Below are 20,223 nucleotides of genomic sequence, written 5' to 3'. Positions count from 1 at the left end.
GGTCAGCGCAGTATCTTCTCCCGGTCGGGGTCGAACAGCGGTTCGTCCCGTACCGTCGCCGCGAATCGCTCGCCCTCGTACTCCACATCGACGGACCGACCGGCGTCGGCGTACGCCGTCGGCAGATAGGCGTAGGCGATACCGGCGTCGATGGTGTAGCCGTAATCGGTACGCGTCGTGTACCCCAGCACCTCGTCCCCGTCGACGATGGGGTGGCCCGTGTCCACGACGGTCCCCGGTTCGTCGAGCGTGACGGGGACGAGTTTTCGGTCGATACCGGCGTCCGACGCCTCGGCCAGCGCCTCCTTCCCGATGAACTCCGTCTCCATGTCCACCGCGAACGAGAGGTTCGCCTCGTATGGGTTGTACTCGGGGGAGATATCCGTCCCCCACAACCGGAACCCCTTCTCCATGCTCATCGAGTTGAGCGTCGCGTCACCCATCGCGAGGACGCCGTGGTCCTCGCCCGCCTCCCAGACGGTGCCCCACAACTGCGCGCCGTACTCCTGCGGGGCGTACAGTTCCCAGCCGAGTTCGCCGACGAACGAGACGCGAAGCATCGTCACCGGAACGCCCCCGACGTACGTCTCCTGGCAGGAAAAGAAGGGGAAGTCGTCGTGCGAGATGTCCGTCTCGACTACGCCTTCGAGGGTCTCTCGCGCCTTCGGTCCCCAGACGCCGAGGCCGCACCGAGCGGAGGTCCGGTCCACGACCTCGACGGTGCCATCGTCGGGAGCGTGGTCTCGAATCCAGCGACCCTGCGTCGTTCCGGAACTGCCGCCGCCGGTCAGGATTAAGAATCGGTCCTCGCCGAGGCGGGAGACGGTCAAGTCGGCCAAAATGCCGCCGTCCTCGTTGAGCATCGTCGTGTAGCGCACCCGACCGGGCGAGACGTCGATGTCGTTCGAGAGCAATCCCTGCAGGAACCGCTCCGCGCCGGAACCGCGTACCTCGATGGCCGTGAAGGAGGTGAGGTCGTACAATCCGACCCTGTCGCGCACGGCCTGGTGCTCCGCCCCGTGGGCCTTCGACCAGTTCTTCCCGAGCCAATCGGGTCTGTCGGGAACGTCGTACTCGGAGAGCAGCGCCTCGTTCTCCTCGTACCACTGTGGCGACTCCCACCCGTCGCTGTCGTAGAACTCCGCGCCGAGTTCCCGCTGGCGCGGATAGTACGGGCTTCGCCGCAGTCCGCGTCGCGTCTCCGGCTGGTTGCGGGGATGGGTCAGTTGGTAGACCTCGCGGTACTGCTGTGCCGCCCGGTCGTGGACGAACCCGTCGGACCCGTGGTGGCCCTGAAATCGGTCGATGGACGCGCCGGTCACGTCCACGCGCTCGCCGTCGAGTCGCGGCGTGCCGTTCGCCATCCACTCGGCGACGATGTTCCCGACGCCGCCCGACTGGGTGACCCAGACGGCGAGTGCCCACCACAACCCGTCGATGTCCTCCGTTTCGCCCAAGATGGGCATTCCGTCGGTGGTGAAGCAGAACATCCCGTTCATCTGGGTTTCCCATTCACAGTCCTCGAACGCCGGAATCAGTTCGCTCGCGGCGTCGGCCGCCGTCTGCTCGTGGTCGGGATGCGTGTTCTCGACGAAGTGTTCGGCCGTGAACTCCCGGAGCGAGGGGTATTTCAGGCCGAGGTCGTCCAATTTCTCCGGGCCGTAGATGTCCTCGGGTTCGACGAGCAGGGGTTCGTGGTTGTACGACCCGACGCCGTACGAGTCGCCGTGCTGGCGGAAGTACAGCGATCGGTCCTGATGGCGGAGGATGGGCTGTTCGATTTCACGCTCGGAACCGGCCAGTTCGTCGATGGCGTCCGAGACGAGGTACTGGTGAGCACACGGTTTGAGAGGGACATCGACGTCGACCATCTCGCCGAACAGCGGCCCCCAGATGTTCGTCGCCAGAAGCACCTCGTCGGCCTCGATACGGCCGTGTTCGGTGACGACGGCGTCGATCTCCCCGTCCTCGACGTCGAGGTCGGTGACCTTCGCGTTCCCGTAGAATTCGGCACCGCGTTCGCGCGCCAGGTTCGCCATCGTCTCCGAAACGTCGACCGCGTGGGCCTTCCCGTCCGACGGGACGTAGTAACCGCCGTGGATGGCGTCCGCGTTCACCTGCGGAACGCGCTCCTCGACCGCCGACGGCGACAACAGTTCCCCGTCCTCGACGCCGAACGAACGACCTCGCTCGCGCTTCCGCTTGAGGAACTCCCATCGGTCCTCCGTGTAGGCGACTTCGATGCCGCCGCACGTCCGAAACCCGTCGAGGTCCTCGTACAGGTTTCGCGTGTATTGGGCCATCTTCGACATCAGCTTGTTACCGGCCGTCTGAAACACCAACCCCGGTGCGTGGGACGTCGATCCGCCCGTCTCGAACAATGGTCCCTGATCGACGACGACGACGTCCTCGCGGCCCAGTTCCGTCAAGTGATACGCCGCGCTACAGCCGACACAACCGGCTCCCACGACGAGCGTCCCGACTTCGTCGGGAAGTGTGCTATTTGCACTCATTTGTCACATGAACGTCCGTCGGACCGGGTGAAAAGGGTCAATGTGAGATAAGACAGGTATTGAAATTAGGTACCCGGTTCGAGGGTGACGAGCGGGACGCCTTCGCTCGAATCGTCGCTCGAAACGGTCCGACTCGAACCGCGACTCAAACCACTACTCGAACCGATCCAACTCGAACATCCCGATGGGATGGTCGGTCTCCCCCTCGGCGGCGAGGTCGGCGAGGATTTCGCCGACGACGCTCGAAAACTTGAATCCGTGGCCGGAGAACCCGGCCGCGACCGCGACCTGCGGATGGTTTGGAAGCGTGTCGAGGATGAAGTGTTCGTCCGGCGAGTTGGTGAACATGCACGTCGCCAATCGCATGGTCTGGCCCGCGGCTTTCGGGAAGTACTTCTCGGTGAAATCGCGGAGGAGTCGTTCGTCCGCCGGTCCCGGTTCCGTGTTCCAGTCGTCGGGGTCCACCTGTTCGTCGAAGTGGTGGTATTTGCCGAGTTTGAACCCTGGAACGCTGTATATCGGGAGGCCGTAGAACCGCCCTTCCGGGGCGCTGATATTCCACACCGGGAACGAGTCGGGTTCGAACAGCGACGGGGTTTCGGGTTGGAACCACGCGAGAACCTGCCGTTCGGGGACGGCGAGTCCGTCCAGCGCGTCGGCGAGTTTGTAGTTCCACGCACCGGCGGCGAGCACGAGGCTGTCGGCCTCGTACGACCCGGCCGACGTCTCGACTCGTACGCCGCCGTCCGGGGTTTCGGTCCAGTCGAGGACGCGTTGACGGGCGCGAATATCCGCCCCTTCCTCCTGTGCGGCCTCGACGTGTCCGATGATCGATTCCTCCGGGACGACGAACCCGCCGTCCGGTTGGTACAGCGCCTTGTAGTCGTCCGGAAGTCGATAGCCGGGGAAGCGGTCGGCCAGTTCCGCGCCGGTGAGGATTTCGTGCGGAATGTCGTGTTCCTCACAGGAGCGTAGCGACCCCTCGAAGACGACGTTCCCCTCGGGGGCGGCGTCGATGGAACCGGTTCGGTGGATAACCGGACGTCCCGTCCGGTCGGCCAACTCGTCCCACAGTTCGTAGGCGCGCTCGATGAGCGGGATGTACGACGGATGTTCGTAGTACGCACGCCGGATGATTCGCGTGATACCGTGCGAGGAACCCTGTGTGTGCGGGATGTCGAACCGTTCCAATCCGAGGACGTCGAGGCCGCGCCGCGCCAGGTGGTACGTCGCGGCGCTCCCCATTCCACCGACGCCGATGACGATGACGTCCCGTCGGTTGTTACTGTCACTCATACTCGTCCCCGTAGTTTCGAATCGACCGTCTTCACGTTTTCCCCGCGAAAAGCGGATGAACCCGCGTTCGTCCCCGCTCGAACGGTCCGTCTCGAAACCGGGGGCACTTGAATGGGGGAGCTATCTGTGGTTCATATTTATACCCCCAGATAGTGACAAGTTGTCACATGACACGATGGAACGACGGGACCGACCGGGTCGAAGCGGTCAGTCCCGACATCACCGACGAAACGAACGCCCTCCCCGCGGAGTACTTCACCAGCCCGGACGTGTTCGAAATGGAGAAGGAAAAGGTGTTCTCGCGCTACTGGGTGTACGCGGGCCACGCCAACTGCATCCCCGAGTCCGGGGAGTTCTTCACCCGGAACGTCGGCGACAAGGAGATCATCGTCCTCCGGGACGACGAGGGCGACGTTCGGGCGTTTTTCAACGTCTGTGCGCATCGAGGGTCGAAAATCGTCGACGATACGCCGATGAGCGACCCCAGTCACGTGAATCGGATCCAGTGTCCGTACCACCTCTGGACGTACGACCTGGACGGGGACCTCGCGACGACGCCGAAGAGCTTCGAGGAGGCAAGCCTCAACCCGGACCTGGAGGACGACGACGTGTCGGAACTCGACGCCGGGAAGAACGGTCTGATGGAGGTTTCGACCGACCGGATCGGACCGCTGGTGTTCGTCAACTTCGACACCGACCCAATACCGCTCTCGGAACAGGCCGGGAAGATGCAAACGGAACTCGAAGCGCTCCCGCTGGACGAGTACGAACACGCCGCGCGGTTCGTCTCGGAGGTCGAATGCAACTGGAAGACGTTCGGCGGGAACTACTCCGAGTGCGACCACTGCCAGGCGAATCACCAAGACTGGATCAAAGGGATTCAACTCGACGAATCGGAGTTGGAGGTGAACGACTACCACTGGGTGCTCCACTATACTCACGAGGAGGACATCGAGGACGAACTCCGGATTCACGACGAGCACGAGGCGAAGTTCTACTACATGTGGCCGAACTTCACGGTGAACATGTACGGCACCGCGGACGGCTACGGGACGTACATCATCGATCCCATCGACGAGGAACGGTTCCAACTCGTCGCCGACTACTTCTTCAGGAACGCGGAGATGAGCGACGAGGAACTGGAGTTCGTTCGAACGAGTCGACAACTGCAGGAGGAGGACTTCGAGTTGGTCGAGCGTCAGTACCAGGGGCTGAAGTCGGGAGCGCTCGCACAGGCCCAACTCGGACCGAACGAGCACACACTCCACAAGTTCCACCGACTGGCCCAAGAGGCCTACAACGCCTGAACCGACGATGAGCGAACAGGAACCAGCGCCGTTCGTCGCCAGCTGTACCGACTGCGGGGAGCGAAAGGAGACGACAACCCCCAACGAAGTCATCGAGTTCTACAGACGCCACCGGTCGCTCACGGGCCACGACGTCGAATGGGAGTACGCCGACTACGGTTCGGCCGGAAAACCACCTGACAACGCGGACCTCAAATCCGTGGTCCTCGAACTCGGCGAGAGCTTCGAGGACGGCGTCCCGCTCGGTCTCGTGACGGCGGCGATGGGCGAGCGGGGTCGAACCATCGGCGAGACGCTCGACGACCTCCACGAACTGCGGATGACGGGTCACGTGTGGGAACCGAAGGACGATCACGTCAGCGCGTTCTAAACGGGGGAACGCACTCGGACGACCGCGTTTTCTGCCGGGAGACGGGGCGGGCTACCGTCTCTTCGAAGCCCGGATGTGGCTATCGCGTTCGATTCCGACAGTGGTGCCGAACGTTTCATTCGGACCGTGGTATCGAACCTTTCATTCCGATCGTGGTACCGAATGTTTAACACGCATGCCGACGAGGGTCGGATGTCGAGGGAATCACCGGTAATAGCTATGTCGTTCATCTCGCACGTTACGGTTCACCATCCGGACCTCGCGCTGGCACCTACGATAGCGGCAGTACCGAACGTCGCAATCAAGGTCGTTCCGACGACGGGGACGGACCCGGATACGGGACTGTTCTTCTTCCTCGTCGAAACCGAGGACGGTGATTTCGGCCCGTTCGAGGACGCACTACGGGACGATTCGACGGTAAAGAAGTCCGAGATGGTGGCGAACCACGGCGACACCCGAATCTACCGCCTCTGCTACACGCCGGGCACGAAACTGCTCACGCCGAAGACGACCAAGGTCGGCGGCCTGATGCTCGAAGCGAGGTCGGTGCGGCAGGGATGGCTCCTCCGTCTCCAACTCCCCGACCGAAAGTCGCTGTCACAGCTGTGGGACTACTGTCGGGAGGAAGACATCTCGTTCGAGTTGGACCGGATGTATCAACAGGAGAGCCTGACCGCCGACGGGGAATCCCTGACCGAGGCACAGCGAACGGCCCTGTTGACGGCGTTCGAGGCGGGCTATTTCGAGGAACCGCGCCAGACCTCACACGAAGCACTCGCCGAGCAGTTGGGTATCTCGTCGACTGCGGTCGGCGGGCGAATCAGACGCGGAACGTCGCGTCTCATCGAAACGACGCTCGTGCCGGACGAATAGACGGAGCGGTAGCAACGCCACGTCCGTGGAAACTTGACGAAGGATTGTGAAAACGGATGCCGACCCGTCGGCCGTCAGGGACGGTCGGAGTGACTGCCGTCGGGGAGGGTTCGGTCCGCCCAGCGCTCGACGTCTTCCGCGATTTCCTTCCAGCCGTCACCGACCATGAGTAGGTGGGACCGCCCGACGAACTCGTGGAGGTCCGTGACCGCCCGACTGCGACCGTACTTTCGATTGATCGAACGGGAGAGCGACGGCGGCGACGTGTGGTCTCGCTCACCGGCGACGAGCAGGAGTGGTGGTCGGTCGTCGTTTCCGTAATCGACGGTGTTCGCCGCATTGGGCGTAAGACTCGACGTCCCCGCTTGGAAGAAGATACGGCCGGTTTCCGGCACCGCGTATCGGTCGTAGGCAGCGCGCGCGTCGTCGTCCGGCCACGTGTTGACGAACGCGTATTTGAACTGTTCGAAGGACAATTCCACGGTGCGGTTACGGTTCGCGGGGTTGGAAAGTACCGGCCACGCCGTCCGGAGTGAGGACAGCGGAAGTCGAACCCCCTTCGGCGGGGCGGTGTCGATGGCCACCCCTGCCGCACCGAATCCCCGATCCAGCAACAGTTGAACGATCAGCGCGCCGAACGAGTGGCCGACCAGGACCGGTTGTTCCGGGAGGTCTCGAATCACGTCGGCGTAGTGGTCTACGATTTCCTGGAGGGTCAGACCGTCTATCGGCGACGGGTCGGCACGGATTTCCTCGACAGGGCGGTCGTGTCCCGGCCACGCCGGGACGATTACTTCGTGACCACGTTCGGAGAGGTACTCCTCGAAACCCTCCCAACTGCGGGGCGTCAGCCACGCACCGTGAATCAGGACGAACGTGGTCATGGGATTTCACCACCGACCGCCCAGCAATCGCCGCCGAGGAGTCGGTTCACGGATACCGGACGTAGGATCACGGAAACCGGACGTACGGTGTTTGCCATGGGGTTCATCGCCCGTTCGTACGCTCGCCAGCGTCGTAACGTCGTCTGTCGTATCGACGGATAGTTGTGGAGGTTGCGGTATTCCAGGGTACTATCGTCGAGAACAGACGAGGGAGCTACCTGGCCATAGTAACAGTCACCTGGTCAATAGTACTGTGGAGTGGCGTGTGAAAAATAGCCGATGCCACGACGGCCACATCATTCACAAGCGCGCTGGAACATGGACCGATATGGACGAACTACCCCCGATCGGATTGGGAACGTACAAGAACACCGACCCTGAGGAGTGTGCGGAGGTCGTCGCGGCCGCGCTGGAACTCGGCTATCGTCACGTCGATACCGCACGGGCCTACGACAACGAGGAGTACGTCGGCGACGGTATCGAGCAAGCCGACGTGGACCGCGGGGACGTGTTTCTGGCGACGAAGGTGTGGGACGACATGCTCGCACACGACGACGTGCTCGCCAGCGCGGCGGCGAGCCTCGACGACCTCGGCGTGGACACGGTCGATCTGTTGTACGTCCACTGGCCGCGGGACACCTACGACGCGGAGGAAACGCTCCCCGCGTTCGACGAGTTGCGCGAGGAGGGGAAAATCGAGCACGTCGGCCTGAGCAACTTCACGCCGGAACAACTGGACGAGGCGCGTTCGGTCCTCGACGCGCCGATATTCGCCCATCAGGTAGAGATGCATCCCCTGCTCCAACAGGAGGAACTGCAGGAGTACGCGCGAGAGGACGACCACTGGCTCGTCGCCTACGCGCCGGTCGCGCGCGGGGAAGTCGCTGATGTGGACGAGATTCGGGAGGTCGCCGAGCGACACGACGCGACCCCGTATCAGGTGTCGCTGGCGTGGCTCGCCGCGAAGGAGAACGTCGCCGCCATCCCGAAGACGTCGAGCGAGGAGCACCTCCGGGACAACCTCGCGGCGCGCGAGTTGGATCTGAGCGAGGAGGACATCGCCACCATCGACGGTATCGAGCGCGAGGAGCGGTTCATCGATCCTGACGACGCGCCGTGGAATCAGTGAGCGTCGTCCGATAGGTCGTCGGGACGTCCCGCTCGTGGGGAATCGAGAAGTAGCCGGATCGGCGATTATCAGTTATTCCGGACCTCGATTACGGAAACAGCCGTGCTCGAAGTCGCGGTTCCGAATCCGTCGAACCGCTCGTTTTTGCGTCCGTCACCTCGTGTTGCGGCGAACCGTAGACGGACCGTTCGTCGTCGTCCCGCTGTAGACCGTGTTGTGGGTATCCGTACAAGTAATGTTTCATTTGTTGACCATCCAAACTTCTTTCTTCGATAATACCCTCCATTCGTACAGTTATAATCCTTTCCACAGAGGCAGATACAACGTGGTTGCAGCGGCAAGTCCACTAAGTAACGGATAACGAAGTGGGCGACTTCGAGCGCGCTGTTTCCAGGGGCGCGACGGTCACACACGAACAAGAGCTTTGAAGCACGCGGGTCGATGTCAGCCCGAAATGAATGCAGACGACGGTACGGGAGTACTACGAGGCGCTTCGTGAGGGCGAACCGTTACCGCCGTTTTTCGCGGCGGACGAATCGCTGGTCAAGTTCGGAATCTCGGAACGACTCGTCGGGTACGAGGCCGTCGCCGAGGGATTGCGCGATCAGACCCGCGAATCGGAGGACTGGACGGTGACGAGCAGCGACCTGCGGGTGACCGAACGCGACCGCCACGCGTGGTTCAGCGACGACGTTCACATGGCGTGGACCGACACCGGCACGGATACGGAAACCGGAACCGGAACGCGCCACGAGTTCGACACGCGCTGGAGCGGCACGCTGGAGCGGCGAGATAGCGAGGAAGGAGGAACGGAAGAATGGCGTTTCGTCGGGATGCACGTGAGCGTCGCCCGGCCGTTCTGAAACCGGGAAGCGAACTGCGCCACCCGATCACTCGACGGAGATGACTACCTTCCCGCGATGCTCGCCGCGGTCCACGTAGCGGTACGCCTCGCGGACTTCGTCGAAGTCGAAGACGCGGTCGATGACGGGGTGCATCTCCTCGACCGCCATCGCGTCGGTCATCCGGTCGAACATCGCGCGGCTTCCGACGCCCATCACGCCCTCGACGTCGAGCGATTTGTGCATGATCGGGCCGGGGTCGACGCGTCCTTGCTGCCCGGCGAGGACGCCGATGAGATGGACGTGACCGCCGACGGCCGCCGCTTCGAGCGACTGTTCGAGCGTCCCGGGACCGCCGACTTCGACGACGTGGTCCGCGCCGCCGATTCGTTCTTGGACGACTTCTCCCCACTCGGGTGTCGATTCGTAGTTTATCGTCTCGTTCGCCCCACGTTCGCGGGCCGCTTCGAGCTTTTCGTCGCTCGACGACGTGACGACCGTGCGCGCGCCGTGCATCGCGGCGAACTGGAGCGCGAAGGTCGAGACGCCGCCCGTTCCGAGCGCGAGCACCGTCTCCCCGACGTGGAGGTTCCCATCCTCGACGAGCGCGCGCCACGCCGTCAGTCCCGCACAGGAGAGCGTTGCGCCCTCCTCGTAGGAGAGGTAGTCGGGGAGGACGGCGAGGCTCTCGGCCGGAAACGTCACGTACTCCGCCAGCGCCCCGTCGGTTGAACCGCCCGTCGTTCGCGCCAGCTTTTCCGGCGTTCCCGCCCCCTCTATCCAATCGGGGGCGAACGGCGTTGCGACGCGGGTTCCCGCCGATATTCGTTCGACATCGTCCCCGACTTCCACGACTTCACCGGCCCCGTCGGACAGCGGAATCACCGGAGGCTCCGCTCCGGGATAAACGAGGTCTGCGTTCGCGATGGCCAAATCGCGGTAATTCAGCGAGCACGCGTGGATGCGGACCAGCGCCTCGTCGGCGTCGGGACTCGGCTTCGACCGCTCGGACTGTACTACCCCGTCGTACTCGGAATCCGTCCGTTGGACTTCGTAGGCTCGCATTTTCGTCGGGAGTTCGATCCCCGAGCGTTTCGTTCCTGCGTTCGCCCACAGTTTGACCGCTTTTCACGTTCATCCTCGGATACGGCGCGTCGGACAGACAGAAAGCCGATTCAGAGTTCGAGAATCTCGACCGGATTGCCGTCCGGGTCGCGGATGAAGAGGATCTTCGTGCCGCTGCCGGTCGTCTGCGGTTCGCTGATGGCCTCGACGTCGTCGGGGAGCGATTCGTACACGGTATCGAGGTCGTCGGTTTCTATCCCGAGGTGTTTCGCCCCGGTGTCGTACACCGCCGCGCCGCGAACGTCGTTCCCGTCGTCGTTATCGTCGGCTTCGTATTCGATGAGTTCGACGCGGCCCGTTCCGCCGTCGAGTTGGGCGAAGTGGCCCGTCAGTTCGTCGCCGTCGACGGCCGTCGAAAGTGCGTCGTCGGAGAGGGTGTACTGGTCGATGACGTCGAACCCGAGGACGTCGCTGTAAAATTCGACTGCACGATCGAGGTCGGTTACCGAGACACCGTGGTGGTGGAGACTCAATTGGCTCATGGTTTCATCTCGTTCTCCCCGAGTAAAACGCTTCGTCTCGCGGCGTCGTCTGTCAGTACCGAGGGCCGAATACGAGGATGATGACAGGTATCGGCACGATACCGCCTTCGTCTACCGGTGCTGAGAAACCGTCCGGCGACGGGGCCGGACGATCCGGCACGATGGGTCGGGGAGAGATGATGTGGTAAGCCACGTGACGTTCAGATAGCCGGTAGCGAGCGTCGCTTGTGGGCGTATCGTGCCGAGGTGTTTGCCTCTGTCCGAATCGACAGTGGGTGGTGGCATCCCGACCCGTTTCGATCCACGGATGGTTCGATAAAAGGAATTCTGACCAGTTCATCAAAACACGGCGTATATCGGGAAGGGAACGGGAAATTCGGCATCTGGAAGCGAGGGGAAGGGAGTAACCCCTCGTCGATGTCCTCCACGCGGGCGTCGTTCCAACGAACGGTAGCGTCGCTGTCGGGGACGTCCCGATTTGAAGCCGCGTTCAACGAACGGCGGGTGATAACGATTTCGGCAGGGGTGAAGTAGACAGATTGATATTCGATACGACCGTGGAATAATAAAGTGCCAACCGGAGTAACCGTCAGGATCGATCCCCACGTCCACTCGGAGGGGTCGTACGATGCGCACGATTCGATCGAACTGCTGCTGGAGCAGGCCAGTGACATCGGTCTCGACGCCATCGTCATCACCGACCACGACGTCATCGAGGAGTCACGGCAAGCCGCGGCGCTCGCCGCCGAATACGGCCTGATAGGGATTCCAGGCGTCGAAGTTTCGACGGCGGACGGTCACCTCCTCGCCATCGGCGTCGACGAACGTCCCACGCCGCGCCAATCGCTCGGGGCGACCGTCAAGGACGTCCACGAACTCGGCGGCGTCGCCATCGTTCCCCATCCGTTCCAGTGGAGTCGCCACGGCGTTCGGAAACGCGACCTCGTCGCGTGTGACGCCATCGAGGTGTACAACTCGTGGCTCTTCACGGGGTACAAGAACCGGCGTGCAGGGGCGTTCGCGGAAGAGCACGGCTATCCGGGAATCGCGGCGAGCGACGCACACACCGCGTCGATGGTCGGACGGGCGTACACCGAACTCACCATCGACGGCGTGTCGAACAAGGCGGAGATCGACTGTGACACCATCGTAGAGGCGTTCCGATCCGGGACGACGGAGATCAACGGACGACGGACGCCGATTCCGCACAGCGCCAATCACTACACGAAGGGCGCGAGCAAGCGGATCGACGCGGCGGTTACGGCGTCGAACCTGAACGTGCTCACCCTGCTCACGCAGTCGGCGTACGCGTTCCACCGCGGGAAACGGCGACGAGGGGCACTGCTCTTCGGCGCGGCGACGCTCTCCTCGCGGAACCACCGCTGGTGGTATCTGATCGAGGGATCGATCACGGCGAACCGCCTCATCGACCGACTGTTCTAAGCGATTTGGGGGCTGAATGTTGTTTTAGATACTATCGAGGGACGCCCGTGTTCGAGCACCTAGAGCGAATCGACGCGGTGGACGGCCATCGTACCGCTGATTTCGTTGCCGGTGAGCACTAACGGGGCGTCGGTGGGGCTCTCCTCGGCGGAAACGAACGTGACACCCTCCGGACCGAGGTCGCCAGCGGCACCGGCGGGGAGGTCGCCGTCGTCGATCTGATCCCCCACGTCGACGCTGAAATCACGGTCGTTCAGATATTGGACGAACTCGGCGTTTTGTGGGTTCGAGACGTCGTACACCATGATTCCGCCCATTCGTTCGAGGCCGATGAACGCGTAGGTCCGACCATCGACGACGCCGACATCGACGCCTTCGGGTTCGGGACCCTTGTTGTCGCTCCGACTGTCCGGGTCGTTCTCGTCGTTGTCCGTGTTGAAGTGGTCGGGGTACTGACGCGCGATGATACGGGCGAACTCGCTGCCGCTATCGTACATCAGTTTCCCTTCCCCGTTCCAGATCGAGAACGACCGCCCGCCGAAGACGTATATCTCCTCGAATTTGCCGTCGCCGTCGACGTCGCCGAGTTGGTTCGTCACGTGGAGCGAACCGAGGTTCTCCTCGGCCTGCAGTTCCTCGACGTCGTCGATTCCTTCGATCCGGTCGAAATCGAACGCATCCGGGTCGAGTTCGAGGTCTTCGAGCGAGACCTCCTCCGAGAAGCCGTCGTAATCGCGGGCGTCCCCTTCGTTCGCGGTGACGATGTACGTCTCGCCGTCGCCGGACGAAGTCTGGCTACCAGCGGCGTCGGCGGACGCCTCGCCGACCTCGTACGAGGCGATACCGTCGGGTTGATACATGCCGTACACCGGCCAGTTGCGAATGTTCATCCCGCCGTCCTCGTTGCTGGCGTCGAGTTCGTTGCCGGGGAGCATGTGGTCCTTGTGGCCGAGCGGGAGGATGTCCGTGACCGTCGCACTCACGATATCGACGACTGCGAGGGCGTTGTTCTCCTGCAACGAGACCCACGCAGTCTTCGAATCGGCGGAGACGGTGATGTATTCGGGTTCGAAGTCCTGCGATGCGCTGGCGTCGGGACCGAAGATTCGAACGCCCTGTTCCCGAAGTTCGTCCTCCTTCCCGTCGTAGGCCGTGAATCCGGCGGTTTCGACGGCGCAGTTACCGTCCCGTCCGGCGATCGATACGACGCTCACCGAACCGCGCGGGTCGGTGTCGTACTCGTCGTTCGGTTCGCCTTCGTTCGCGGTGAGCACCCGTTTTCCGTCGGGCGTGAACGTCACCATGTCCGGGTTCGCGCCGACGGTCTCCATCGAGTCCAGTTCGAGCGTTCGACCGTCGTAAAACACGACCTTCCCGGGATTCGTCGCGTCGTCAGCGGCGACCGTGGCGGCAACGAGTCCGTCGTGAACGTCGACGCTCGTGGCGTCCCCCGCGTCCGTCCACGCGTCCGAGAGGTCGGCGGTTCCGACTTTTTCGGGGTTCGACGGATCGCCGAGATCGACGGCGTTGACGGTTGCCTCCTCGGCATTGACGAAGAACGCGCGTTGGAGATCGGGATCGTAGCTGACGATCTCGGCAGCGCCCTCGTCGAACTGGCCGGTCTCGTATCGGCCGAGGAAGGACAGTTCGATGTGATCGGACGACGGGTTGGAATCCTCCGCGTGCATCGATTCGTCCCCCTCGCTTTGGTCCTGCCGTCGGTCGGTCGATGACCGGCCCGTCGCCGCGGCGTACCCGGTGAGGAGCGTTGCGCCTGTTATTCCACCCAGCGCGAGAAACTTGCGTCGAGGTACCGTGTCGTCTGACATCAGTTCACTCATTCTAATTATATCGTATCAATCTTTCTAAAATTTTATATATTTGATTATATTTATGTTGTGTCCGTTTCAGTGATATATTGTATCAATAGCAGCTCTCCGGAGCTATTCCCCGGCGGAATCGCTCGTTTCCGGCGGAACGTCTGCGAGTTGGTCGATGGACTCGACGACGATTTCAGGGTTGCCATCCTCCTCCGGGTACTGCTTCACCGTCCCCGTGACGAACGCGTAGCTTCGATTGGGGCGCTGTACCGACTCGCCGTCCGATTTGGCGATGTACCGTTTTTCCAGCAGCGAGATGAGTCGCTGGCCGCCCTCCGTTTCCAGCGCGTCCGGGAGGAACAGTTGGAATGGCTGCTCTTTCGAACCGATCTTGACGATGGCGTGTTTCTCCCCGGCGCGCTCGTAGCCGTCGAGTTCGGTGAAGACGGTGAGTTCCTCCCCGACGCTGGTCTCGATCTCGTGGTAGTCCTGTCGGGTATCGAGTATCGATTCGTCGTCGGCCGCGCTCCGATACCGACGTACCATCTCCGCGCGCAGCGTCCACCACGAACGCAGCGGTTCGTACTCGCGCATCACCGAACCGTTGACTTTCGACTGGTTCCAGACGCCGATGTCGTCGGCTTGAGCGTTTTGCTCCGCCTCACGATACCGCCGGTGGTGGTCGTCGAAGACGGCGTAGCCGTACTTCGTGAAATACGGACTGTATCCCTTCCGGATCATGTGTTCCTGATAATCCTCGCCATCGACGTGGACGAAGACGAGCGGCCGACCGTAGTTGCCCCGGTAGCGCCGAAGACATTCGTCGATGGATTCCGTCCCCGGGAACTCGATGGTGACCGAAGACCCCTCCGGAACCAACCCTTTGGCGTGTTCCTTGGCCTTCTCACCCCACGGCGTCTTCGGCTTTCCGACACCGGCGTGCGTTTCCTCGGTGTCGAGTCCGAGAATACGGAGGTTCACGAGGTCGGACTCCCCCGTCGTCGCCTCGTCGAAGTGGACTTTGAAGGTGTCCCCATCGATGACCGTTGCTACCTCGACTTCGAGCGTCGTCCCGGCGGTATTGGCTGCCATGTTCGAACACAGATACCACCCGAAGGACCATTTATTTTTCCTTTGTTTTGGTGAAATAATATTCGTCCGATTCGTGACTCCGACGAGTCGTCGTTACCCATCCAGGAACTCCTCGATGCCGGTGCGCATGAAACTCAGGTCGGCCCCGAGGAGGAAGAATTGGAAGCCACGGTTCGACCGCTCCGTCAGGGTGGTCGGCGTTCGACCGGCGATACCTGGGTACACGCCGTTGGCCTCGGCCGCCTCGAACACCCGCTGAACGGCCGCCGTCACGGTGGAATAGTCCTTTTCGCCCGGATACCCGTACGCGGACGAGAGGTCGTTTTCGCCGATGAACGCGACGTCGATGCCGTCGACGGCGAGGATGTCCTCGACCGATTCGACCGCCGACGGCGACTCGATTTGGACGACGACGAGCGTCTCGTCGTTCGCGTTCGCGACGTAGTCGTCGAACCGTTCCCCGTACTCGTTCGCCCGCGTGGTTCCGGCGACGCCCCGCTCGCCGGCCGGTGGAAAGTGGGTCGCATGAACGACCCGTTCCGCGTCCGCGGCGGATTCCACGCCGGGGACGATGACACCCTGCGCCCCGGAATCGAGGGCGTGTTTCGCCCCGCCAGAGACGGTCGTTTCGACCGACGGAAGTCGGACGAGTGGCGTCGCGTGGGGTTCGACGGCCCGAATCAATGCCTCGACGCGTTCGGGCGAATGGGGCGCGTGTTCGGTGTCGATGGCGAGCCAATCGACGTCGGTTCGTGCCACGACCTCGGCCGCACGCGTGCTGCGCGAGAGAAGCCACGCGCCGACGACGTCGTCACCGTCTTCGAGCGTCCGCAGTGTTCTATTCACGGGAGCCATTTCCGAACTGTTGCGAGGCGGAGCACAAAAAGGGGTACGTCGAGTCGGGTGGGCGGCGGTTCGACGGTTTCCCGTTTCGTGTCCACTCGATGTCGATTCGGACGAGCGACCCCACACGAAGATATACTGTCGGGTGCTAACTAGAACCATGGGAACTGCACTCGACGAGATAGAGTTTCTCATACGGTCAGAACACCGCATCGAGTGCCTCGACGCGCTTGCCGAGCGTCCGCACAGTCGGGACGACCTACAGGCGCTGACCGGTGCGTCGTCCTCGACGATCGGGCGCACGCTCCACGAGTTCGAAGCTCGCGGCTGGATTCGCCGGGATGGCTGTCAGCATCGGGCGACGTCGGACGGGTTGTTCGTTGCGGGGGAGGTCACGACCCTGCTCGATCGGATCGAAACGAGACAGCGGTTGCGCGACGTCGCGCGATGGCTTCCGGCGGAGAAACTCGGCATCTCGATGGAATCGTTTTCCGACGCCGTCGTCACGGTAGCCGATGACGACGACCCGTACGAACCCGTGCGTCGTTACGACGAGTTGATAGCGGACGCGGGGACGATGCGTGCGTTCGGAACGGCGACGCTCAAATCCGCCAACGCCGGGACCCTGTATCGGAACGTCCGCGAGGGGATGACCACCGAAATCATCTATCCGCCACCCATCGTCGAAGCCGTACTGGAATGGTCACCGACGGCAGCCAAGAAAGGGCTGGAGGGCGGTAACCTCACCATCCTGATGCACGACGCGCTCCCGTGTGGACTCACCCTCTTCGACGACCGAGTCGCCCTCACGGGTTACGACCCGGATACCGGCATGTTACGGGCGGTCGTCGATACGAACTCACCCGAAGCGCGGGAGTGGGCGGAAGCCCTCTATGACTCCTATCGGGACGAGGCCCGACCGCTCGGCCCCGACCTCCTCGAAGTGTAGTAACGGACGGCCGCGGTGAGGGCCTCGGACCAATACCGGGTCTGGCACTATCCGTGCAATCACTGACCCGCTTGCATGCCCTGCAATCGACCCACCACGTGCGAGAATTTCACTAGATAGCTACATTTTTGTCCACGGTCTTTTTTCCACACGGGAGGGAATCATGGCGACAGAAAGTCAACCGGTAGACAAAGCGGTAATCGAGGAGTTCAAACGGCGTTCCGGCGGGGACGTGTTCCAACCGGAAGACGGGACGGAGTACGACGAAGCGCGCGTGATCTACAACGCGATGATAGACAGGCATCCGCAGCTGATAGCCCGTTGTGACACCGTAGACGACGTGATCAGGGCCGTGGAGTTCGCCCGCGAAAACGAGATGGAGGTGGCGATTCGGAGCGGCGGTCACAACGGTGCGGGCCTGGCGCTGGTGGACGACGGACTCGTCATCGACCTGTCGAACATGACCGATATCAGCGTCGATGCCGAGGAGCGGACTGCCCGCGTGGAACCCGGCTGTACGTGGGGCGACGTCGATGGGGCGACGCACGAAGACGGACTGGCGACGGTGAGCGGTGTCATCTCCACCACCGGCGTCGCCGGGCTTACCCTCGGCGGGGGACACGGCTATCTGACCCGGAAGTACGGGCTGACCATCGACAACCTGCTCGGCGCGGACGTCGTGCTGGCCGACGGACGACTGGTTCACGCCAGCGAGGACGAGCATTCGGACCTGTTCTGGGCACTCCGCGGCGGCGGCGGCAACTTCGGCGTCGTCACGGCGTTCGAATTCGAACTACACCCGGTGGACACCGTCGTCGCCGGACCGACCTTCTGGCCCATCGACGAACTCGAAGACACCATGCGCTGGTACCGCGAGTGGCTTCCGAACGCGCCGGAGGACGTGTACGCGTTCTATCTGATCGCGGAAGTGCCGGGAGAGCCGTTCCCGGAGGAAATCCACGGCGAGAAGGTGTGTGGGCTGATGTGGTGTTACCTGGGTGATCCGGACGACATCGACGGCGTGCTACGACCCGCACACGACGTCGCCGAACCGCTGTTCGAGCACGTCGGGGAGATGCCCTACCCGGCGCTCCAGAGCATGTTCGACGACCTCTATCCGCCGGGTGACCAGTGGTACTGGAAGGGCGACTTCGTCCACGACCTGACCGACGAGGCCATCGACGAACACCGACGCTTCGCGGACGTGCCGACCCCGCAGTCCGGGATGCACCTGTATCCGGTCAATGGCGCGGCCCACCGCCCCGAACCGGACGAAACGGCGTGGTCGAACCGCGACGCCACGTGGTCGATGGTCATCTTCGGCGTGGACGGGGACCCGGCGAAAAAAGACGAGATAACAGAGTGGGCACGGGGGTACTGGGAGGCAACCCACCCGCACTCGATGGGTGGTGCGTACGTCAACTTCATGATGGAGGAGGGGACGGACAGAATCCAGGCGACCTACGGCGACAACTACGAGCGACTACGGGAGATCAAGGAGAGATACGATCCGGAGAACATCTTCCACGTCAACCAGAACATCGAACCGCTCGCGGAGGAGTGACTGAGGTCGCTTGACGGGGGGCGACATCGACCCCCTCGACCCACGAGCGCGTTCGTGACACGATGATATGAGGATAGTTGAATAGACGAACAACTATTCAACTATCGTCACGACCCCGGCGTTCATCCGTAGCCTCTCGAATTGGATCGCGGTAACAGCGAGACGGTCCAAAATTTCTCACTCGTTCGACCCAAGCCACTGGGTCAGCGGTTCCGGATAGTCCTCGCCGAGCGTGACGCCGTATCGCTCCTGTTCGTCGGGGGACAGCGTCCACGGTTCGTGCGCCTTCTCGCCCGGCACACCGTCGAGTTCGGGGAGCCAGTATTTGACGTACGTCGCGTCGGGGTCGTACCGCTCGGCCTGCCACCCCACGTCGAACGAGCGGTTCCGCGAGTCGTTGCCGACGCCCGCGATGTACGCCCAGTTGCCGTAGTTGCTCGCGGGGTCGTAGTCCACGAGTTTCGTCTCGAAGTAGGCCGCTCCCTTCCGCCAGTCGATTCGGAGGTCGTTCGCCAGCACGCTGGCGACGTTCTGTCGCCCGCGGTTCGACACGTACCCGGTTTCGTTCAACTCCCGCATGTTCGCGTCCACGAACGGGATGCCGGTTTCGCCGCGTTTCCACCGCTCGAACTCTTCCTCGCTCTCCCCGTCGGTCCCGCTCCGCCAGTGGATGTCGGCCCGATGTCGAATCCCGTCCCGTTCGAACGGCTGAGTCCCGTGCTTTTCGAACTGGAACTGGAAGAAATCGCGCCACAGGAGTTCGAACACGAGCCAGTACGTCGATTCGTTCTCGACACGCTCGCGCTCGTAGCGTTCGACGGCTTCGTACACCGTTCTGGGGGAGAGACAGCCCAAATTGAGCCACGGCGAGAGCTTCGAGGAGTAATCGGACCCCAACAATCCGTTTCGCGTCTCCTTGTACTCCCGCAACCGGTCGCGCTTCCAGACGTAGCGTTCCAGTCGTTCGAGTCCCGCCGTTTCGCCGCCCTCGAACCGAAGGACTGCACGTTCGTCCTGCGTCGCCGGTTCGACACCGAGCGCTTCGAAGGTGGGAATCTCGCCGGGGTCGAGCGCCCCGGCGGAAGCGGACGCGTCCGCTTCCGCCGCCGTCCCCGCCACCTCCGGAATCGGTGGAAGCGCCGACGGCGCTTCGACCGTCGGACGAACCGTCGCGTCCGAATTTTCGACCGTTCGCCGAAACGGGGTGAACGTGTCCTCGATTCGAGCGACTGGGACGGGCAAGTCGTCAGGGTGATACAGCGTGTGGCCCCGGAACGACTCGACATCGGGATTCGTTTCGGTCCTTTTCAGTCGGGCCGTCACCGTCCGTTCGACGGCGCGTTCCTCCGGGGTTGAGGTGGCCTGAAAGCTCACGAAATCGGCGTCGATGGCCGACGCGAGTTCCGGGACGACCGCTTCCGGTCGGTCGTGACGAACGATCAGTTCGGACCCCAACTCGCGAAGCGACGTTCGGAGGTCGGCGACGCTCTCCCGGAGGAATCGCGTCCGGTGGCTACCCGTCTTCTCGTACCGAAACGAGTTCGTTCCCCCGTACTCCCGCGAACCGAACCCCCGCGGATCGAAACAGTACACACAGCAGAGTCGCTCGGCCTCGGTCGCGGCGGCGAGTGCGTGATTGTCCCGAGCGCGGAGGTCGGTTCGAAACCAGACGAGCGCGGTTTCCATGCACC

18 protein-coding genes are annotated in these 20,223 nt (G+C 62.8%); 8 read left to right on the top strand and 10 right to left on the bottom strand.

Features of this window, described 5'->3' with window-relative positions; translation table 11 throughout:
• Positions 1–2: 2 nt before the first annotated feature.
• Together NKF25_RS16505 and solA are read right to left on the bottom strand one after the other, a co-directional pair.
• Complete coding sequence (locus NKF25_RS16505; protein WP_253227753.1) at positions 3–2,513, bottom strand: FAD-dependent oxidoreductase; 2,511 nt, start codon at positions 2,511–2,513, stop codon at positions 3–5.
• 153 nt (positions 2,514–2,666) lie between these two features.
• Positions 2,667–3,809: an N-methyl-L-tryptophan oxidase gene (solA, locus tag NKF25_RS16500; RefSeq protein WP_253227752.1), complete on the bottom strand. Its 1,143-nt coding sequence runs from the start codon at positions 3,807–3,809 to the stop codon at positions 2,667–2,669.
• A 167-nt stretch (positions 3,810–3,976) separates the two neighbouring features.
• Here solA and NKF25_RS16495 point away from each other — a divergent pair, with 167 nt between their 5' ends.
• The 3 genes from NKF25_RS16495 to NKF25_RS16485 all read left to right on the top strand — a co-directional run bounded on the left by NKF25_RS16495 (position 3,977) and on the right by NKF25_RS16485 (position 6,359).
• The gene (locus tag NKF25_RS16495) at positions 3,977–5,116 is read left to right on the top strand and encodes an SRPBCC family protein (RefSeq protein ID WP_253227751.1); all 1,140 of its coding nucleotides are present in this window, start codon (positions 3,977–3,979) and stop codon (positions 5,114–5,116) included.
• Positions 5,117–5,123: 7 nt separating this feature from the next.
• Positions 5,124–5,486 carry a hypothetical protein gene (locus tag NKF25_RS16490; protein ID WP_253227750.1) on the top strand — a complete coding sequence of 121 codons (363 nt, stop codon included), beginning with the start codon at positions 5,124–5,126 and terminating at the stop codon, positions 5,484–5,486.
• A 219-nt stretch (positions 5,487–5,705) separates the two neighbouring features.
• Positions 5,706–6,359, top strand: coding sequence for a helix-turn-helix domain-containing protein (locus NKF25_RS16485; protein ID WP_253227749.1), 654 nt, complete (start codon positions 5,706–5,708; stop codon positions 6,357–6,359).
• Between the two features lie 74 nt (positions 6,360–6,433).
• Here NKF25_RS16485 and NKF25_RS16480 read toward each other — a convergent pair whose 3' ends face one another.
• Complete coding sequence (locus NKF25_RS16480; RefSeq protein ID WP_253227748.1) at positions 6,434–7,243, bottom strand: alpha/beta fold hydrolase; 810 nt, start codon at positions 7,241–7,243, stop codon at positions 6,434–6,436.
• 328 nt (positions 7,244–7,571) lie between these two features.
• Between NKF25_RS16480 and NKF25_RS16475 the strand changes: the two genes are divergently transcribed.
• Positions 7,572–8,372, top strand: coding sequence for an aldo/keto reductase (locus NKF25_RS16475; protein WP_253227747.1), 801 nt, complete (start codon positions 7,572–7,574; stop codon positions 8,370–8,372).
• Positions 8,373–8,460: 88 nt separating this feature from the next.
• Here the strand turns inward: NKF25_RS16475 and NKF25_RS16470 are convergent, their stop codons facing one another.
• Positions 8,461–8,616 carry a hypothetical protein gene (locus NKF25_RS16470; protein WP_253227746.1) on the bottom strand — a complete coding sequence of 52 codons (156 nt, stop codon included), beginning with the start codon at positions 8,614–8,616 and terminating at the stop codon, positions 8,461–8,463.
• Between the two features lie 214 nt (positions 8,617–8,830).
• Between NKF25_RS16470 and NKF25_RS16465 the strand changes: the two genes are divergently transcribed.
• The gene (locus NKF25_RS16465) at positions 8,831–9,235 is read left to right on the top strand and encodes a nuclear transport factor 2 family protein (protein WP_253227745.1); all 405 of its coding nucleotides are present in this window, start codon (positions 8,831–8,833) and stop codon (positions 9,233–9,235) included.
• A 27-nt stretch (positions 9,236–9,262) separates the two neighbouring features.
• Here the strand turns inward: NKF25_RS16465 and NKF25_RS16460 are convergent, their stop codons facing one another.
• Together NKF25_RS16460 and NKF25_RS16455 are read right to left on the bottom strand one after the other, a co-directional pair.
• Positions 9,263–10,279 carry an NAD(P)-dependent alcohol dehydrogenase gene (locus tag NKF25_RS16460; RefSeq protein ID WP_253227744.1) on the bottom strand — a complete coding sequence of 339 codons (1,017 nt, stop codon included), beginning with the start codon at positions 10,277–10,279 and terminating at the stop codon, positions 9,263–9,265.
• Positions 10,280–10,389: 110 nt separating this feature from the next.
• On the bottom strand, positions 10,390–10,821 hold the full coding sequence (locus tag NKF25_RS16455; RefSeq protein ID WP_253227743.1) for a VOC family protein: 432 nt from the start codon (positions 10,819–10,821) through the stop codon (positions 10,390–10,392).
• 570 nt (positions 10,822–11,391) lie between these two features.
• Here NKF25_RS16455 and NKF25_RS16450 point away from each other — a divergent pair.
• Positions 11,392–12,264: a CehA/McbA family metallohydrolase gene (locus tag NKF25_RS16450; protein WP_253227742.1), complete on the top strand. Its 873-nt coding sequence runs from the start codon at positions 11,392–11,394 to the stop codon at positions 12,262–12,264.
• A 59-nt stretch (positions 12,265–12,323) separates the two neighbouring features.
• Here the strand turns inward: NKF25_RS16450 and NKF25_RS16445 are convergent, their stop codons facing one another.
• The 3 genes from NKF25_RS16445 to NKF25_RS16435 all read right to left on the bottom strand — a co-directional run bounded on the left by NKF25_RS16445 (position 12,324) and on the right by NKF25_RS16435 (position 16,031).
• Positions 12,324–14,093 carry a choice-of-anchor I family protein gene (locus tag NKF25_RS16445; protein ID WP_253227741.1) on the bottom strand — a complete coding sequence of 590 codons (1,770 nt, stop codon included), beginning with the start codon at positions 14,091–14,093 and terminating at the stop codon, positions 12,324–12,326.
• A gap of 114 nt (positions 14,094–14,207) precedes the next feature.
• A complete protein-coding gene (locus tag NKF25_RS16440) occupies positions 14,208–15,176 on the bottom strand; it encodes a thermonuclease family protein (protein WP_253227740.1) in 969 nt (322 codons plus the stop codon).
• A 93-nt stretch (positions 15,177–15,269) separates the two neighbouring features.
• A complete protein-coding gene (locus tag NKF25_RS16435) occupies positions 15,270–16,031 on the bottom strand; it encodes an aldolase/citrate lyase family protein (protein ID WP_253227739.1) in 762 nt (253 codons plus the stop codon).
• 148 nt (positions 16,032–16,179) lie between these two features.
• On the opposite strand from NKF25_RS16435, the gene NKF25_RS16430 reads away from it, so the two are divergent.
• Positions 16,180–16,968 carry a MarR family transcriptional regulator gene (locus NKF25_RS16430; RefSeq protein WP_253227738.1) on the top strand — a complete coding sequence of 263 codons (789 nt, stop codon included), beginning with the start codon at positions 16,180–16,182 and terminating at the stop codon, positions 16,966–16,968.
• Between the two features lie 163 nt (positions 16,969–17,131).
• Entirely contained in the window at positions 17,132–18,532 is a 1,401-nt protein-coding gene (locus NKF25_RS16425; protein WP_253227737.1) for an FAD-binding oxidoreductase, read from the top strand.
• Between the two features lie 177 nt (positions 18,533–18,709).
• Here the strand turns inward: NKF25_RS16425 and NKF25_RS16420 are convergent, their stop codons facing one another.
• Positions 18,710–20,218, bottom strand: a complete 1,509-nt coding sequence (locus NKF25_RS16420; protein ID WP_253227736.1) for a DASH family cryptochrome — start codon at positions 20,216–20,218, stop codon at positions 18,710–18,712.
• Between the last annotated feature and the right edge of the window lie 5 nt (positions 20,219–20,223).

The sequence above is a fragment of the Haladaptatus sp. AB643 genome, assembly GCF_024136975.1.
Classification (GTDB): Archaea; Halobacteriota; Halobacteria; order Halobacteriales; family Haladaptataceae; genus Haladaptatus.
This window is presented reverse-complemented; position numbering and strand designations above follow the sequence as displayed.

Coding starts and splice junctions, on each gene's coding strand:
- NKF25_RS16475 (WP_253227747.1), top strand. CDS start 7,572: ATGGACGAACTACCCCCGATCGGATTGGGAACGTACAAGAACACCGAC.
- NKF25_RS16445 (WP_253227741.1), bottom strand. CDS start 14,093: ATGTCAGACGACACGGTACCTCGACGCAAGTTTCTCGCGCTGGGTGGA.
- NKF25_RS16425 (WP_253227737.1), top strand. CDS start 17,132: ATGGCGACAGAAAGTCAACCGGTAGACAAAGCGGTAATCGAGGAGTTC.
- NKF25_RS16430 (WP_253227738.1), top strand. CDS start 16,180: ATGGGAACTGCACTCGACGAGATAGAGTTTCTCATACGGTCAGAACAC.
- NKF25_RS16470 (WP_253227746.1), bottom strand. CDS start 8,616: ATGAAACATTACTTGTACGGATACCCACAACACGGTCTACAGCGGGAC.
- NKF25_RS16505 (WP_253227753.1), bottom strand. CDS start 2,513: ATGAGTGCAAATAGCACACTTCCCGACGAAGTCGGGACGCTCGTCGTG.
- NKF25_RS16490 (WP_253227750.1), top strand. CDS start 5,124: ATGAGCGAACAGGAACCAGCGCCGTTCGTCGCCAGCTGTACCGACTGC.
- NKF25_RS16440 (WP_253227740.1), bottom strand. CDS start 15,176: ATGGCAGCCAATACCGCCGGGACGACGCTCGAAGTCGAGGTAGCAACG.
- solA (WP_253227752.1), bottom strand. CDS start 3,809: ATGAGTGACAGTAACAACCGACGGGACGTCATCGTCATCGGCGTCGGT.
- NKF25_RS16485 (WP_253227749.1), top strand. CDS start 5,706: ATGTCGTTCATCTCGCACGTTACGGTTCACCATCCGGACCTCGCGCTG.
- NKF25_RS16465 (WP_253227745.1), top strand. CDS start 8,831: ATGCAGACGACGGTACGGGAGTACTACGAGGCGCTTCGTGAGGGCGAA.
- NKF25_RS16420 (WP_253227736.1), bottom strand. CDS start 20,218: ATGGAAACCGCGCTCGTCTGGTTTCGAACCGACCTCCGCGCTCGGGAC.
- NKF25_RS16455 (WP_253227743.1), bottom strand. CDS start 10,821: ATGAGCCAATTGAGTCTCCACCACCACGGTGTCTCGGTAACCGACCTC.
- NKF25_RS16495 (WP_253227751.1), top strand. CDS start 3,977: ATGACACGATGGAACGACGGGACCGACCGGGTCGAAGCGGTCAGTCCC.
- NKF25_RS16435 (WP_253227739.1), bottom strand. CDS start 16,031: ATGGCTCCCGTGAATAGAACACTGCGGACGCTCGAAGACGGTGACGAC.
- NKF25_RS16460 (WP_253227744.1), bottom strand. CDS start 10,279: ATGCGAGCCTACGAAGTCCAACGGACGGATTCCGAGTACGACGGGGTA.
- NKF25_RS16480 (WP_253227748.1), bottom strand. CDS start 7,243: ATGACCACGTTCGTCCTGATTCACGGTGCGTGGCTGACGCCCCGCAGT.